Genomic DNA, 14,220 nt, shown 5'->3' with positions numbered 1-14,220 from the left:
GCCTGTGTCACGACGTCAATCGCGCGCAGGGGACAAAGTATCAAATGGGGTGCAGCCGGGATAGCCATATCCCCAGCGCCATGGCGTACCGGTGCATGGACCGCCCCCGAAACGAACCGCCAGATACATAGCTTCGGAAATCGCGTCATACGCCAGCAGAACCCGTTCGGGGTTGGACTTCAGGCGTTCAGCAATTTGTTCGGCTTGCTCCTCGCCATTTTGCAGCACACAGGCCCGCAACTCCGCATCCGCTGCAAGCCTGGCATCAAAGCTGTCTTCGGCCTGATCGGCGCCACCCGCATCGTGATAGGCCCTGTCATGGGTGACGCAGCAATCTTCCCACGGCGGCGCCTCCTCGTAGGTTCGGGCAAACTCGGGAAAGATATCGGCGGCAAATCCCCAGACCGAGGACATGCCACCTGAACATCCGTCGGTCTCGAATGGCCGCAGCTCTACCGTTTCCCGGGCCAGCATCAATGCGCGGTGTGCCGGTAGCTCGATCGTTCGGATCAGTTCCTGTGCGCCCGCTTGCACCGCCAGACAGCACAAAAGCGCAGATACCTTAGGGACTGTCATCGCGCATCTTCTCGGTCTCGATCTCCATCCCCAGTTCTCCCGCAAGCCACAGCATCAGCCGTTCCGCCGGGCCCAGTTGGGACCGTAATTCCAGAACCCGCCGCGCCAGGGCCGGTTTGTCGGTGATCAGCCCATCGACCCCCATCGATGCCATTTGCGACATCTGGATCGGGTCGTTTATCGTCCAGACATAAAAATCCTTACCGGCCTCGTGGACTGACCGGATCAGCCCGGGTGAAGCCATGTTGGCATTCACGGCAACGAAATCGGCATCCAGCCCGGCAAGGTTGCCGACAGCCGTCGCCGCCAACACGCCTGTTCGCCAGTCAGGTCGCAAGGCGCGCATTTTCTGTACAGCAGGGTATTTCAGCGACATGGTGGCCACATCGTCTTCCATGCCGAGGTCTTCGACAATTTGTACAACCCGGTTTTCCAGATCTTCGTCATGGCCATAATACTTCAACTCGATGATGACCTTGGAATTCCCACGCGCCGCCGCCAGCACATCGCGAAGGGTGGGGGTACGCTCCTCGGCATATTCCGGGTCAAACCAGCTGCCAATATCAATATCGTCCAGATCCGACATGGTGGCATCCCAGACTTTCAGATCGGTCTGCGCCAGTTTCATGAAATCGCTGTCATGCGCGACAACGACGACTCCGTCGGCCGTTTCCTGCACGTCGATTTCAACCCAGTCAGCGCCGTCGTCGATAGCCTTCAGCACCGACGCCATGGTGTTTTCCGGCCGCAACGCAGCGGCCCCGCGGTGGCCGATCACGTCAACCGCATCATTGGCCTGAACATTTGCCAGCAAGCCGTTGCTCAGCCAGAATCCGGCCAGAACCGCCAGACCCGAGATGCCAACAAGGGCGATCAAACGGGTTTTGATGCTACCCTGTTTTCCCGGTACCTGCAGCTTGACTTCGCCCTCATAAAACCCATCCAGCAGAGCGGCCAGAGCACCCAAAGCGATCGCGGCCAAAACCAAGCCTGCCAGGGACCACAGCCCTGCAACGGCCAGAGAAATGGTCAGAGCGAGGCGCAGGTTCGTACCTTGGTCCAGCGGAATGAGGCCAAGAACACCGCTTGCGACTGTGCCAATGATAGCTGCAAACACAATCCGCACGGCCAGCCACAAGACCAGCTTGATCTTGAGTCGGCCCTGATGCCCCGCCATCCGTGTCGCACTTTCGTCGAATGCCGCTTTCGGAGCGATCTTTTCAAACAGTACCAAGTGCAGCGACAGGGCCCAGGCAGACAGGCGCCAGATCAAAATCCACGCCATGACCAGCAGAACCGCACCAATTAGTACCACCGCGACCCAGAAAGCTGGCGGATGGAAAGTCAGGTAATAATTGATGTCGTATTCCGTAAGCGTCCACCAAGCGATCAACCCACTGACAGCAGCAAACGGCAGAACCAAAAGCAGCACGCGCAGAACGAACCGCGCAGCGAATTCCAGCAGGCCAGGCAATCGTGCGGCGACAAGTGTCAGCGCCGAGCGCCCTGCATTCCACAGGTCGGTTTCGTTCATACGCAAACACGCAGCCATGACAGAGAACCCCAGAACCTCGGCCACGAGAAACAGGCTGAGTACGGCCAGCGTAACGACAAACCCGACAGGGGACAGGATGAACATCGCAATGTCCTGATCCGTCAGGGCTGCCTGATCCGAGAGAAGAACCGCAAGGTTGACGGCAATTGCCAAAGCCGGCGCAATCACCGCCAGCGTCATGAGGCGCAGAACCAGGTAAAGCGGCACAAAAATCCGCCGGCGAGACCATGACACCCGATATGCGTTTGTTACTGTTGTAAAATGCGTCACGCGTCGAACTCCTGAACAATGCAGTCATTCAACGACGTGGGCAGATGAAAAGCAAGAAAAGTCAGTCGCCTTCGAGATCTGCGGCCAGACGGAACCCGATGCGTTGGGCCGGTTCATCCTCGACCGTCTTGGGCATTGCCCGCAGCATCACGTTCAGTTGACTGACATGCTGGACAAGCTGGGTTTTGGCCCCGGTGGCATCGGACCCATAGAACGTTACGATATCGGGGTCAAAATAACCCATCCCCTCGATCCGCAGGACACCTGCATCGCCCCCGGTAAAACCCATTGCAACCTCTTGACTGTTGTCGAGCTGCTTTTCGAAATTCTGGATATACAGGATCAACCGCTCATACGCCCACTGCGCCGGACTTTTGGTCTCAATCGGTTTCTGTAGCGGCTTTGGCAATTCTTTGGGACCATTACCCGCAGCAGGGTCGGCGTGAACCTCATGGCAACGCGGTATTGCCATGGCTTCGGCGGCCTCGGCAGAAGTTTCGATCTTGTCGTCCATCTCTCACCCGTTGCGTTGGTACAGCCAGGCCCCGTCCGCGCGGCGCGTCCGGGTCACCGCACCAATGTGGTAGAGATGGTTCACATGCGCAACCGCTTCGACCAAAGCCAACCCATATTCGCCCTCTCCGATGTTTCGCTTGAACAGTGGAACAAAGCAATCTGAGGCCGGCTTTGGTGTGTCCAGGTGCTGCAGCAGGCGTTTCAGCGCCCCATGATGGTTGTCAATCAGTTGCCGCATCCGTGTGGGCAACCCGGTGAAGGGCAGCTTGTGACCACCCAGCGTCAGGTGGTCCGGTCGCGCCAGCGGTTGCAGCCGCTCGCACGCCTCCAGCCACTCGGCCACCGGATCAGCCAGAGGTTCGGTCGCATAGACGCCTATATTGGGACTGATCGAGCTGAGAATCTGATCGCCGGTAATCACCAGGTTGTCGTCTCGGCTCCAGAATGTCGCGTGTTCAGGGGCGTGACCGTTGCCCATGTGAACGTCCCAATTGCGACCGCCCATGCGGAAAACTTCGCCCTGCCGAATACGCGTGAACCCAAGCGGCATCGGATAAACCATGTCGGCAAAGTTGAATGGCCGCTCGGACATGCGCTTTTCCAGCACCTCCGGCGCCATCCCCGCGCTACGGTAGTAGTCGAGCGTTTCCTTGGGCCAGCTTTCCTGCACGTCAAGCGTCAGCATCCGCGCGAACAACCAGGCCGTTCGCGTCGTGACAAGCTCGGCCCCATGGACGGATTGGAACCATCCTGCGTTACCTACATGATCGGGATGGTGGTGCGTGACTACGACGCGCCGCACCGGCTTGCCAACAAGCGGCCCGGCCATCATTTGTTCCCAAATGCCGCGCGTCTTTTTCGAAGAGAACCCGGTATCGATGATTGTCCAGCCATCGCCGTCATCCAGTGCATAGACATTGACGTGATCCAGCTTCATCGGAAGCGGCAGGCGCATCCACAAGACACCTTCGGCCACTTCGATGGCCTCTCCGCTTCGGGGTGGTTCTACCCAAGGATACTGCATGACAGGCGACTGCGCCCCATCCATCAGGCGGCCAAATCGTCAGCGCTGAGCGCATAGAGGTCGGTCGAACCATTTTGTGCCTGTACCAACAGACCCGTGTGTTCCGGCAGCAGTACATTGATATAGAAGCGGGCCAGTTTGGCGCGTGGCCCGTCAGGATCGGCCAAAGCCGCCGACAGGTGATAATGCGCGCCCAGAACTCGGGCAAAAGCACGCAAATATGGTAAAGCCCCGGCAAAGCGTTCAGTCATATCGTCCTGGCCAACAAACCATTCGGTCGCCTCACGCAAAGATTCAGTGGCTTCCCAAACCGGCCCAGCCAGTTCGGGCAACCTGGCGCGTGCGGCTTCGGCCTGCGCCTCGATTTCATCCAGCAACTTCGAGGCCGCCTCGCCGCCGTCCATCATTTTGCGACCGACCAGGTCCATCGCTTGAATACCGTTCGTACCCTCGTAGATCGCGGTCACGCGCACGTCTCGGTAATACTGAGCCGCGCCAGTTTCCTCGATAAAACCCATGCCGCCATGTACCTGTACTCCGGTCTCGGCCACTCGTATTCCAGTTTCAGTGCCAAAAACCTTGGCAATGGGCGTCAGCAACGCAGCCCGCACTGTCCATTCCGCATCTCCGGTGGCCTTGGCCATGTCGATTGCGACGGCGTTTGCTAGCAGGATCGCACGAGACGCAAATACGTCGGCACGCATCTCCATCAGCATCCGGCGCACATCCGCATGGTCTATGATCGTCCCCGAAGGCGTCCTGCCCTGTTTACGCTCCAACGCATAGGCCAAGGAATGCTGATAGGCCCCCTCGGCTACACCGACGCCCTGACCGCCGACACCAAGCCGGGCATTGTTCATCATGGTGAACATCGCCGCCATACCACCATGTTCCGCGCCGACGAGCCATCCCGTCGCCCGGTCGTATTGCATCACACAGGTGGGAGAGCCATGCAGGCCCAGCTTGTGTTCCAGCGATACGACCTTGAGGCTGTTTGCAACGCCGGGGTCTCCGTTTTCATCCGGTATGAACTTGGGCACCAGGAACAGCGAAATCCCCTTGGTTCCGGGCATGCCTTCTGGCAGGCGCGCGAGAACCAGATGGCACACGTTGTCACAAAAATCGTTGTCGCCCCACGAGATGAATATCTTTTGTCCGCTGACAGCATAGGTTCCATCGCCGTTGGGTTCGGCCTTGGATGACAGCGCCCCGACATCCGAGCCTGCCTGCGCTTCGGTCAGGTTCATTGTTCCCGACCATTCGCCCGATATCAGCTTGGGCAGATATAGTGCCTTGATTTCGTCGCTTGCATGATGCTCCAGTGCTTCGATCTGGCCCTGGCTCATCAACGGAGCCAGCTGCAGCGACAGGCAGGCAGCGCTCATCATTTCGTTGACGGCGGTCGCTATAGTTGTCGGCAGGCCCATGCCGCCATGCTCCGGATCGCTACTCATCCCGATCCAACCACCATCAGAAATCGCCTTCCATCCGTCCGCATAACCGGGAGTGGTGCGCAGCACGCCGTTTTCCAGCCGGGCAGGTTCCAGATCACCGGGGCGTTGCAACGGTGACATGACCTCTTCGCACATTTTGCCGGCCTCGGTCAGAATGGCGCTGACAACATCCCGGCTGGCTTCGGCAAACAAATCACTCGCCGCCACCTGATCAAAGCCGACCACGTGATCGAACAGGAACTCATAATCGGAGGTGGGGGCGCGATAGGGCATGGCTTTCCTCGGAGGTTATTCTCGGCTTTCACAAGCGCGGGCTTGGATTCCGCTGCTGGCGTCGGTAAGCATCGGAGCTTGATCGATTACCTAACCAACATGATCTTGCAAGCAACCAAAACGCCGCGTCACTGCCTATGAACTCCTGCGTCACCGAATACCTGACCGCCGATCTTGCGGGGCTAAACCGCGCCGCAGAGTTGCTGCGGGACGGACAACTAGTCGCGTTTCCCACGGAAACGGTCTATGGATTGGGGGGCGACGCCTCGAACGGAGAAGCCGTCGCGGCCATCTATGCTGCCAAAGGCCGGCCCAGCTTCAACCCCCTGATCGCCCACGTGGCGTCAATCGAAGCCGCGCGGCGTTATGTTGAATGGAGCGATGAGGCGCAGAAGTTGGCCGATGCCTTCTGGCCCGGTCCGTTGACACTGGTATTGCCGCTGCGACCGGGGCATGGAGTTTCCTCGCTCGTGACTGCCGGGCTGGATACCTTGGCGGTTCGCGTCCCGGCCCATGCGACGGCGCGCGCGCTATTGACTGCATTCGACGGTCCGGTCGCCGCGCCCTCGGCCAACCCATCGGGGCGCATCAGCCCGACCACAGCACAGCACGTGCGCTTTGGCCTTGACGGAAGGATCGCCGCGGTGCTGGACGACGGCCCCTGTGGTGTGGGATTGGAATCGACCATTGTAGGGCTGGCAGGGGACCCGACGCTATTGCGCCCCGGAGGAATAGCGGCGGAGCAGATCGAGGCGTGTCTTGAAGCACCTTTGCAACACTACGAGACAGGCGGTGCAGTTTCCGCGCCGGGCCAACTGTTGTCGCACTATGCCCCGGACGCACCGGTTCGGTTGAATGTGCGCACCAGGCGCGGGGACGAAATCCTGCTGGGCTTTGGACCCGTCGAATGCGACTTGAACCTTTCGAAGACAGGCAATTTGTCGGAAGCCGCAGCCAACCTGTTTTCGGCCTTGCACCAGTTGAACGAAACCGGTCGCCCGATTGCCGTCACGCGCATTCCGGAAACCGGCCTGGGTGCAGCGATCAACGATCGCCTGCGCCGCGCCGCTGCACCCAGGCTAACCTGATCAGGCGTGACCCGCACTGGCGGAAAGTGTCAGCGGATCGACGCCAAGTGTCGCCAGAGCGGCCTCCCATTTCTCATCATCGGCCACTTGAAAAACCAGCTCGGGCGAGGCATCGGTGGTTAGCCAGCCGTTCATGGAAATCTCGTCTTCCAATTGTCCGGGGCCCCAGCCGGAATACCCCAGCATCAGCATCGCCTCTGCAGGGCCTCGTCCGGCAGCGATGTCTTCGAGAATATCCAGGGTGGCAGTCATGCTGAACCCGCTCTTTACCGGCATTGAGTGCAGGTTCGCCTCGTAGTCCGAGCTGTGCAGCACGAAACCGCGAGACGTTTCTACCGGCCCGCCAAACCGCACGAGCCGTTCACCCACAACCGGGATTTCGCAGGCAATGTTCAACTGCGACAGGAGCGCCTTGATTCGAAGATCGGCGGGCTTGTTGACGATCAGTCCCATCGCCCCGTCGTCGCTATGGCTGCAAAGATAAATCACCGAATGATCGAAGCGCGGATCCCCCATACCAGGCATCGCGATCAACAGTTTTCCGGTTAGATCCATGCGAACACTCTTTCAATGCTTATCTTTAAACAATGGCCCTCCTGCACCGCGGTTTGCAAGGTATGGGGCACCAATTTTCTCAGATTTCACATTCCTGACCTGAACGTGACTTGGCATTTCCCGATTCAAAGCGCATGTATTCACTATGTTGAAGTTGAAAAAACTGGCGTCCTGCGCCCTGACCGCCTGTATTTCGTTCGCAATGCCTGCTTTGGCAGGCGGGCTTGATGATGTGGTGAGGCTTGAAATCCTGGATGGTGGGTCAACAAAGAATGGCACCTATCTGGGGGCTATTCGGCTGACACTTGCCGAGGGATGGAAAACATATTGGCGCGCGCCGGGCGATGCAGGCATTCCGCCCCAGTTCAACTGGAACGGGTCGGACAATATCGGCGAGATTTCGATTACCTGGCCAACCCCGCACGTATTCGATCAGAACGGGCTGCGGTCAATCGGGTACAAGGACCAATTGGTACTGCCGGTCGAGATTACCCCCGCCAAACCAGGTCAGCCCGTACGACTGAGGGGTGAGATGGATTTCGGCGTTTGCAAGGACGTCTGTGTTCCCGGCAACCTTGGCTTTGATCATACGCTGTCAGGGACAGCCGGGCGCAATCCAGCCATTGCCGCTGCGATGGCCCAGCGACCCTATTCCGAGCGTGAAGCAGGTGTACAGTCGGCCAGCTGCCACCTGAAGCCGACTCAGAACGGAATGCGGATAGAAGCGCACATCGCCATGCCCCCGGCGGGCGGGGAAGAGGTCGCAGTTATTGAGTCGGGCGATCCGTCGCTTTGGACATCGGAAACGCAAACGACGCGACAGGGAAACAAACTGGTCGCTAGTTCCGAACTCATCAGCAACTCTTCGTCCGCTTTTGCGCTGGACCGCTCGGAAATCCGGATCACGGTGCTTGGGTCCAATCATGCGGTCGATATTCAGGGTTGCACAGCTGGCTAGAACATGAGCCGGACACCCTCCATCGGAGCGTTGGCTGTCGTCATTCATGACGGTCACGTTCTTTTGGTGCAGCGCGGCAAACAACCGGACGCCGGCCTGTGGGGTTTTCCCGGCGGCCATGTGGAATGGGGTGAGACGGTGATGCAGGCTGCAGCACGGGAATTGCAGGAGGAGGCCGGTGTCATTGCTGAACCGGTGCAGTACCTCGATAACCTGGATTTGCTGCGGCGCGATGACTGCGGGAATGTCGTCAGCCACTATCTGCTTGTCGCGGTTACGTGCCATTATATCAGTGGAGCACCTGTTGCCGGGGATGACGCAATGGATGCCGGGTGGTTTCCTGTCGACAAAATTCGTGGGAACGCTTTGCCGATGAGCGCCCGGGTTCCCGATCTTTTGCTTACGGCACTTGAGCGGGCGAGTAACTAGCCACAGTCATTACGTTTTGGTTCGCGACGCCAACCGTGGATATAGCAGCGCCGATATCACCACCGAGGCAAACAGAATAATCAGCGCACCGAGCACAAATAATCCCAAGCCCGCCTGCGCGAGGCTTGCTGTTTCCAGAACTGGTGCGAATTGGGTCAGAAATCCGGGCAAGCCATTATAGACAAGCGGCCATATCATTGTGATACCCATCCAGATCAGCATCAGAACACCTGTGCCCGCCACCGTTGATCGCACCAAAGGGTCCGGACCACGAATAGCCCGGCGCAGCGCCATCAACGGGCGGGCGAAATCGCGCTGTATCGCGAGAAGCGCTGGAACAACGAACAGAACAAGCATCATACCGAACCCCAGCCCGTATACTAGCGTGATCACCGTGGGTTTTAGAAACTGCGCCTGCTGGGATTGCTCGTAAAGCAAGGGCGCAAGACCCAGAACCGTCGTCATAGTGGTCAACATGACCGGACGAAGACGATCCGCCGCTCCGTCGATGATCGACGGAATCAGCCCCCTGTCCCGCTGATATTCATCAATCGTCGTCACCAGAACGATTGAGTCGTTGATGATGATACCTATCATCCCGAGCAATCCGACAACAGTGAACATGGAGAGCGGCACCTCCCAAATGTAGTGCCCCCAGATCGTTCCCACCAATCCGAAAGGTATGATTGCCATTACCACCAATGGTCGGGTCCAACTCGCGAACACCCATGCCAGCACAAGATAAATTCCTGTCAAACACAGGATCAGACCGGTGCGCGCTTCCTTGAGAAACTCGTCCTCCTGCTCGCTCAATCCGGCCATGCGCCATTCGACCTGACGTTCGCTGGCAATTTTGGGCAGGATCTCGTTTTCGAGCGCGGCTGCGATTTCTGCCGCGCGGGCCGGGTCATCTTCGGCAATATCGCCGATCACTGAAATGACGCGCAGCCCGTTTTCACGACGTACGGTTGAGAACCCGACTTCGCGCCGCACCGAGACCACATCAGCCAGCGGAACATATACACCCATTGGTGTGCGCATGAGCGTGTGCTCCAGAAAATCGGCGGTCAGTTCGTCCTTTGGAAGTTCCACACGTATCTCGGCGCTGCGCGGCCCATCCGGGAAAGTGGCCGCCTCGATCCCGTTAAGACGGTTTCGCAAAGCGCGCCCAAGGGTTTCAATGGTAAAACCAAGCGCCTGCCCTCGGGGCGTCAAATCCAGAATAAATTCTTCCTTGTCATAGGCAAGGTTGTCCTCCAACGCCGAAACTTCGGAGTATCTCATCAGGGCCGCTTGCAAATCTTCTGAAGCGGCCTTGAGCGTTCCGACCTCTGACCCGGAGAACTGCACATCGATTGCATCGCCGGCAGGCCCCGACCGGTAGCCCCGGAAAGTCAAAAACTCGGTCATCGGGTGGCGGTTCACGAAATCCTGCAACTCTCCGACAAATTCAAAGCTGGAATAGGGACGAAGATCAGCGTCGATCAACTCGATCGAAATTCCACCCAGCAGATCAATGTCTTTGCCTTCGGCAGCAGACAGGCCCCATCCCGCGTTGCCCCCGACCTCTGCCAGAACATAGTCTATTGGATTTCGCCCGTGCCGCTCCTCGTAGATCTTCCCAAGCTCTTCGGTTGCACGCTGTAATTCTCGCATCATGGCAAACGTATCTGCACGCGTGGCACCTTCGACCATGATGAAGTTGCCAGTAACGGAACCCCGTTCGGGCGCGTTGAAAAACCGCCAGTTCACGTCGCCCCGAATGAACAGGGCAAGCTGGCTCGCCAGGACGACCACCACTCCGGCCAAAACAACGTATCGCGCCCAGATGACCCACGCGATCAGCGGGCGGAAGAGGTGGTCGCGCACCCATCGAAAGCCCCGGTTGACGACACGGTTGGGCAGATCATACCAGTGCTCTTTCGCAGAGTGAGCGATCGCATGGGACAAGTGGTTCGGCAGGATCAGGAAGCATTCGATCAGGGACGCCAGCAACACCGCGATCACGGTAAAGGGAATGTCATATATCAACTCACCGAACCGACCACCGATAGCCGTCAGGCCGAAGAAGGCGATAACGGTGGTTACCGTGGCGGCAAAGACCGGCATCGCCATACAAGAAGCAGCGCGTTCAGAGGCGGTAACCGGAATTTCACCCAACCGACGCGCCCGAAAATCCGCGTGTTCACCAACCACAATCGCATCATCCACAACAATGCCGAGCGTAATGATCAGGCCGAACAGCGACACCATGTTGAGCGACAATCCAGCCAAATACATGAATGAAATGGCCGCAAACATCGCAACTGGAATACCGGCTGCCACCCAGAACGCGATACGGGCGTTGAGAAACAAAAACAGCAGGCACACTACAAGGGCCAATCCCATGAGGCCATTGTCGACCAGAATGTTGAGGCGATCCGTTATTGCCTGGGCGCGGGTTCGGATCAATTCGACCGTAACCCCATCCGGAAGACTGGCCTGCATCTGGGTCACGACTTCTTCGACAGTGCGCTGGATCGCAATGGCATCACCGCGATCGGATCGATCCACGCGGACGGACATGGCCGGATGTTCGCCCACATAGTAGCTGCGATTGCGTGTCACACCCTCGATCCGCACGTCGGCCACGTCCTCGATTGTCAGCGTGGAGCCATCCGCAAATGTGCGCAAGGCGATGCCACGGATCTCTTCAGGCGTGCGTTTTTCGATACCGGTTCGAATCCGGGCATTCGCCCCACTCACGTCTCCTGCAGGATTCGCATCAACCTCGGCAGCGATGGCCGCTGCAATTTCGGCCATGCTGATGTCGTTGGCAATCAATTGCGCTGTCGGCACCTCGACCACGATACGCGGCGCCGCAATTCCCCGGATCGTGGTGCGCGTAACACCGGCCTTGAAGAGGCGGGTGATCAGTTCGTCGGTGAATAGCGCCAGCCGCCCCGTGTCCACTGGGCCAGTAACGACGACATCCGTGACCCTGTCGCGCCACCCGCCACGCCGGACGCTTGGCTCTTCGGCATCTTCGGGCAGGTTGGTTACACCGTCGATGATGGTTTGGACCTCATCAACGGCGCGCGACATATCCCAACCCGGTTCGAATTCCAGCTCAATCCTCGCATCACCTTCTCGCGATCTGGATTCCGAGCTCTGCACCCCATCCACCGCCAACAGGGCAGGTTCCAAAACTTGCACGATGGCGTTGTCTACATCTTCAGGCCCGGCTCCTTCCCATTCGACTGTGACCTCGACCTGCTCCGTGATGACATCAGGGAAAAATTGAGCCCGCATATTCGGAATCGCGGCGGCCCCCATCACCAACATGATGATCAAAAGCAGGTTTGCGATTGTGCGATGACGCGTGAAATAGCTGATAACTCCACCGGCTGCGCTGGGGATTTCGCGGATCATCGAACTTATCCCCCGGACCGCGCTTCGATACGATGCACCAGCTGTGCGGGTACGCGTGCTTCGGCCAATTGATTCAGGACCCGTGCCTTGTCGTCAGGAGCAAGACGGTCATTTGCTTCGACCGCGGCGACCAAGAGCGCCCGGCGCTCGTCGGTCAGTTCAACCATGCCCGGATCAAGCGCGGTGCTGGCCTCTGTCCGCAACGGACGCACCCGCACGCCCTTTCCGAGCAAAGGTGTCCTGCCAATAACAACCTCGCGCCCCTCCAGCCCTTCGCCTCGCACCAGCACTTCGTCCTTTTGGCGGCGCACCAATTGCACCGGGAGTGTTTCGAGACGTTCGTCACGACCAAGCACCAGCACAGTACCCGACGCGTCCAGTGCCGAAGCCGGAAGACGTGCTACCTGTTCAACAGGGTTTTCCTGTACCGATACCGTCACGAAATCTCCGGGTTTGAATCCGGGGGCCTCGTCAAGGCGGGCAAAGATAAGGCGTCCGGACTGCCCCTCTCCGGCCGAGCCGCTGTCTCGGCTGATCCTGCCAGTTGCCGTGAGATCGGTTCCGGTGACCTCCAGCGAAACGGTCACGGGGGCTTCGATCAGAACACCTTTTGCATCAAGCAATCGTACATATTGCGCAGTCGACACCCGAAAGGCGACTTCCAAAGCATAGGGGTCAACCAATTCGGCCAGCTTTTCATTGGCCGACACCAGTCGTCCTTCTACTAATGTCACACCACTGAGAGTCCCATCGTAACGTGCGCGCACCGTCATATCGTCAAGGTCGCGTTTTACGGCATCAAGCGCAATGCGGGCGCGGGCCAGTCGCGTTTCCGTCTGGTCGACCCGCGCCTCAGCTTGCGCTACTGCGATCCTGCGGGCGAGGGTGGCCTGACGCGCCGATACCGCTGCCAGTTCTGCAGTCTCAACTGCCGTGGCAGAACCAAACCCACGTTCTTCGAGATCGCGCTGACGCTGAAGCGCACGGTCGCGCAAAGCGGACTGTTCCGCCGCTGCCTTCAATTCATCCCGTGCCAAAACCAGTGATCTTTCGGCGTCTCGTTCTTCAACCTGAGCATCCAGAAGATCCGATTCGGCACGATCCAAAGCCGATTGCGCGTCAGCAGGATCCAATTCAACCAGAACCTGCCCTGCAGATACCGCGCCGCCCTCTTCGAAGTTTTCCGACAACCAGATCACCCTGCCTCCGGTTGCAGCCCGCAATTCGAGCCGACGTCGGCTTTGTACTTCGCCAAAAACGTCCAGATAAGGAGTCACCGTTTCCAGTTCGGCAGTCACGACGTTGACCGCAAAGATTCGTTCACGCGACGGCGGAGCCGGGTTTTCCTTGTTTACGAAGTCCTGTACTGCGCCAGTGACCAATTGCGCCGCATATAACAGTAGGGCAAGCGTCATCGAGGCCAAAAATACCCCAATAAGGCTTTGCCGCAAGAATCGCATCGGTCACATTGCTCCGATCATTTCTAAGTGCCCTCACAAGTAAGTAGCCGGACTGCAAAAAATGCCAAGCCACAAAGCGTTTACAGGCAGTGAAACGTATGACCAGTCTACTTCCGTCGCTTGTGTTCGTCCAATCGCGGCATGATCTCGACGAAATTGCATGGCATGTGGCGGTAATCGAGCTGCTTTTCCAGTATCCCGTCCCAACCATCCTTGCAGGCGCCAGGACTGCCCGGCAGGGCAAACAGATAGGTTCCACCCGCCACTCCGCCAGTGGCGCGGGATTGCACGGCCGATGTACCGATCTTTTCTATCGAAATCATCGTGAAGACGGTGCCGAAGGCCTCGATCTCCTTCTCGTACACGTCCCTGTGCGCCTCGACGGTCACGTCTCGCCCGGTCAATCCAGTGCCGCCGGTCGAGATCACAACGTCAATTCCGGGGTCGGCCACCCATACGCGCAGTTGCTCCGCAATCTCGGTTCTTTCGTCTTTCAGAATTTTCCGGTCGACCACTACATGCCCGGCCTTCTCAATGCGATCGACAAGTGTCTTGCCCGATCGGTCCTCCTCGATGGATCTGGTGTCAGAAACGGTGAGAACCGCAATGCGGACAGGAATGAAATCTTTGCTTTCGTCGATGCGGGACATC

The 14,220-nt window shown here is 58.4% G+C and carries 12 protein-coding genes; 3 read left to right on the top strand and 9 right to left on the bottom strand.

The window, feature by feature from the left end; genetic code table 11:
- Positions 1-15 precede the first annotated feature (15 nt).
- The 5 genes from AC2FMY_RS11215 to AC2FMY_RS11195 all read right to left on the bottom strand — a co-directional run bounded on the left by AC2FMY_RS11215 (position 16) and on the right by AC2FMY_RS11195 (position 5,668).
- Positions 16-576, bottom strand: coding sequence for a hypothetical protein (locus tag AC2FMY_RS11215; RefSeq protein WP_480748680.1), 561 nt, complete (start codon positions 574-576; stop codon positions 16-18).
- Positions 563-2,401: a glycerophosphodiester phosphodiesterase family protein gene (locus AC2FMY_RS11210; protein ID WP_496807397.1), complete on the bottom strand. Its 1,839-nt coding sequence runs from the start codon at positions 2,399-2,401 to the stop codon at positions 563-565. The genes AC2FMY_RS11215 and AC2FMY_RS11210 overlap by 14 nt, the downstream gene beginning before the upstream one ends.
- 61 nt (positions 2,402-2,462) lie before the next feature.
- On the bottom strand, positions 2,463-2,915 hold the full coding sequence (locus AC2FMY_RS11205; protein ID WP_496807396.1) for a DUF6173 family protein: 453 nt from the start codon (positions 2,913-2,915) through the stop codon (positions 2,463-2,465).
- A gap of 3 nt (positions 2,916-2,918) precedes the next feature.
- The gene (locus tag AC2FMY_RS11200) at positions 2,919-3,941 is read right to left on the bottom strand and encodes an MBL fold metallo-hydrolase (protein ID WP_496807395.1); all 1,023 of its coding nucleotides are present in this window, start codon (positions 3,939-3,941) and stop codon (positions 2,919-2,921) included.
- 23 nt (positions 3,942-3,964) lie between these two features.
- Positions 3,965-5,668 (bottom strand): acyl-CoA dehydrogenase, encoded by a 1,704-nt coding sequence (locus tag AC2FMY_RS11195; RefSeq protein WP_496807394.1) that lies wholly within the window; start codon positions 5,666-5,668, stop codon positions 3,965-3,967.
- Positions 5,669-5,805: 137 nt separating this feature from the next.
- Between AC2FMY_RS11195 and AC2FMY_RS11190 the strand changes: the two genes are divergently transcribed.
- On the top strand, positions 5,806-6,756 hold the full coding sequence (locus tag AC2FMY_RS11190; RefSeq protein WP_496748308.1) for an L-threonylcarbamoyladenylate synthase: 951 nt from the start codon (positions 5,806-5,808) through the stop codon (positions 6,754-6,756).
- Here AC2FMY_RS11190 and AC2FMY_RS11185 read toward each other — a convergent pair whose 3' ends face one another.
- Positions 6,757-7,311 (bottom strand): YqgE/AlgH family protein, encoded by a 555-nt coding sequence (locus AC2FMY_RS11185; protein ID WP_480748674.1) that lies wholly within the window; start codon positions 7,309-7,311, stop codon positions 6,757-6,759.
- 145 nt (positions 7,312-7,456) lie between these two features.
- Here AC2FMY_RS11185 and AC2FMY_RS11180 point away from each other — a divergent pair, with 145 nt between their 5' ends.
- Together AC2FMY_RS11180 and AC2FMY_RS11175 are read left to right on the top strand one after the other, a co-directional pair.
- Complete coding sequence (locus AC2FMY_RS11180; protein WP_480748673.1) at positions 7,457-8,269, top strand: protein-disulfide reductase DsbD domain-containing protein; 813 nt, start codon at positions 7,457-7,459, stop codon at positions 8,267-8,269.
- A gap of 3 nt (positions 8,270-8,272) precedes the next feature.
- Entirely contained in the window at positions 8,273-8,698 is a 426-nt protein-coding gene (locus AC2FMY_RS11175; protein WP_480748672.1) for an NUDIX hydrolase, read from the top strand.
- 9 nt (positions 8,699-8,707) lie between these two features.
- On the opposite strand, the gene AC2FMY_RS11170 is transcribed toward AC2FMY_RS11175, so the two are convergent.
- The 3 genes from AC2FMY_RS11170 to moaB all read right to left on the bottom strand — a co-directional run bounded on the left by AC2FMY_RS11170 (position 8,708) and on the right by moaB (position 14,219).
- Positions 8,708-12,109 (bottom strand): efflux RND transporter permease subunit, encoded by a 3,402-nt coding sequence (locus AC2FMY_RS11170; RefSeq protein ID WP_496807393.1) that lies wholly within the window; start codon positions 12,107-12,109, stop codon positions 8,708-8,710.
- 5 nt (positions 12,110-12,114) lie between these two features.
- Entirely contained in the window at positions 12,115-13,569 is a 1,455-nt protein-coding gene (locus tag AC2FMY_RS11165) for an efflux RND transporter periplasmic adaptor subunit (protein ID WP_496748310.1), read from the bottom strand.
- Between the two features lie 107 nt (positions 13,570-13,676).
- Positions 13,677-14,219, bottom strand: a complete 543-nt coding sequence (gene moaB, locus AC2FMY_RS11160; protein WP_496807392.1) for a molybdenum cofactor biosynthesis protein B — start codon at positions 14,217-14,219, stop codon at positions 13,677-13,679.
- Position 14,220 lies beyond the last annotated feature (1 nt).

This window comes from Ruegeria sp. YKSE079, assembly GCF_059612845.1.
The sequence above is the reverse complement of the archived record's forward strand: the minus strand, read 5'-3'. Positions and strand labels throughout refer to the sequence as shown.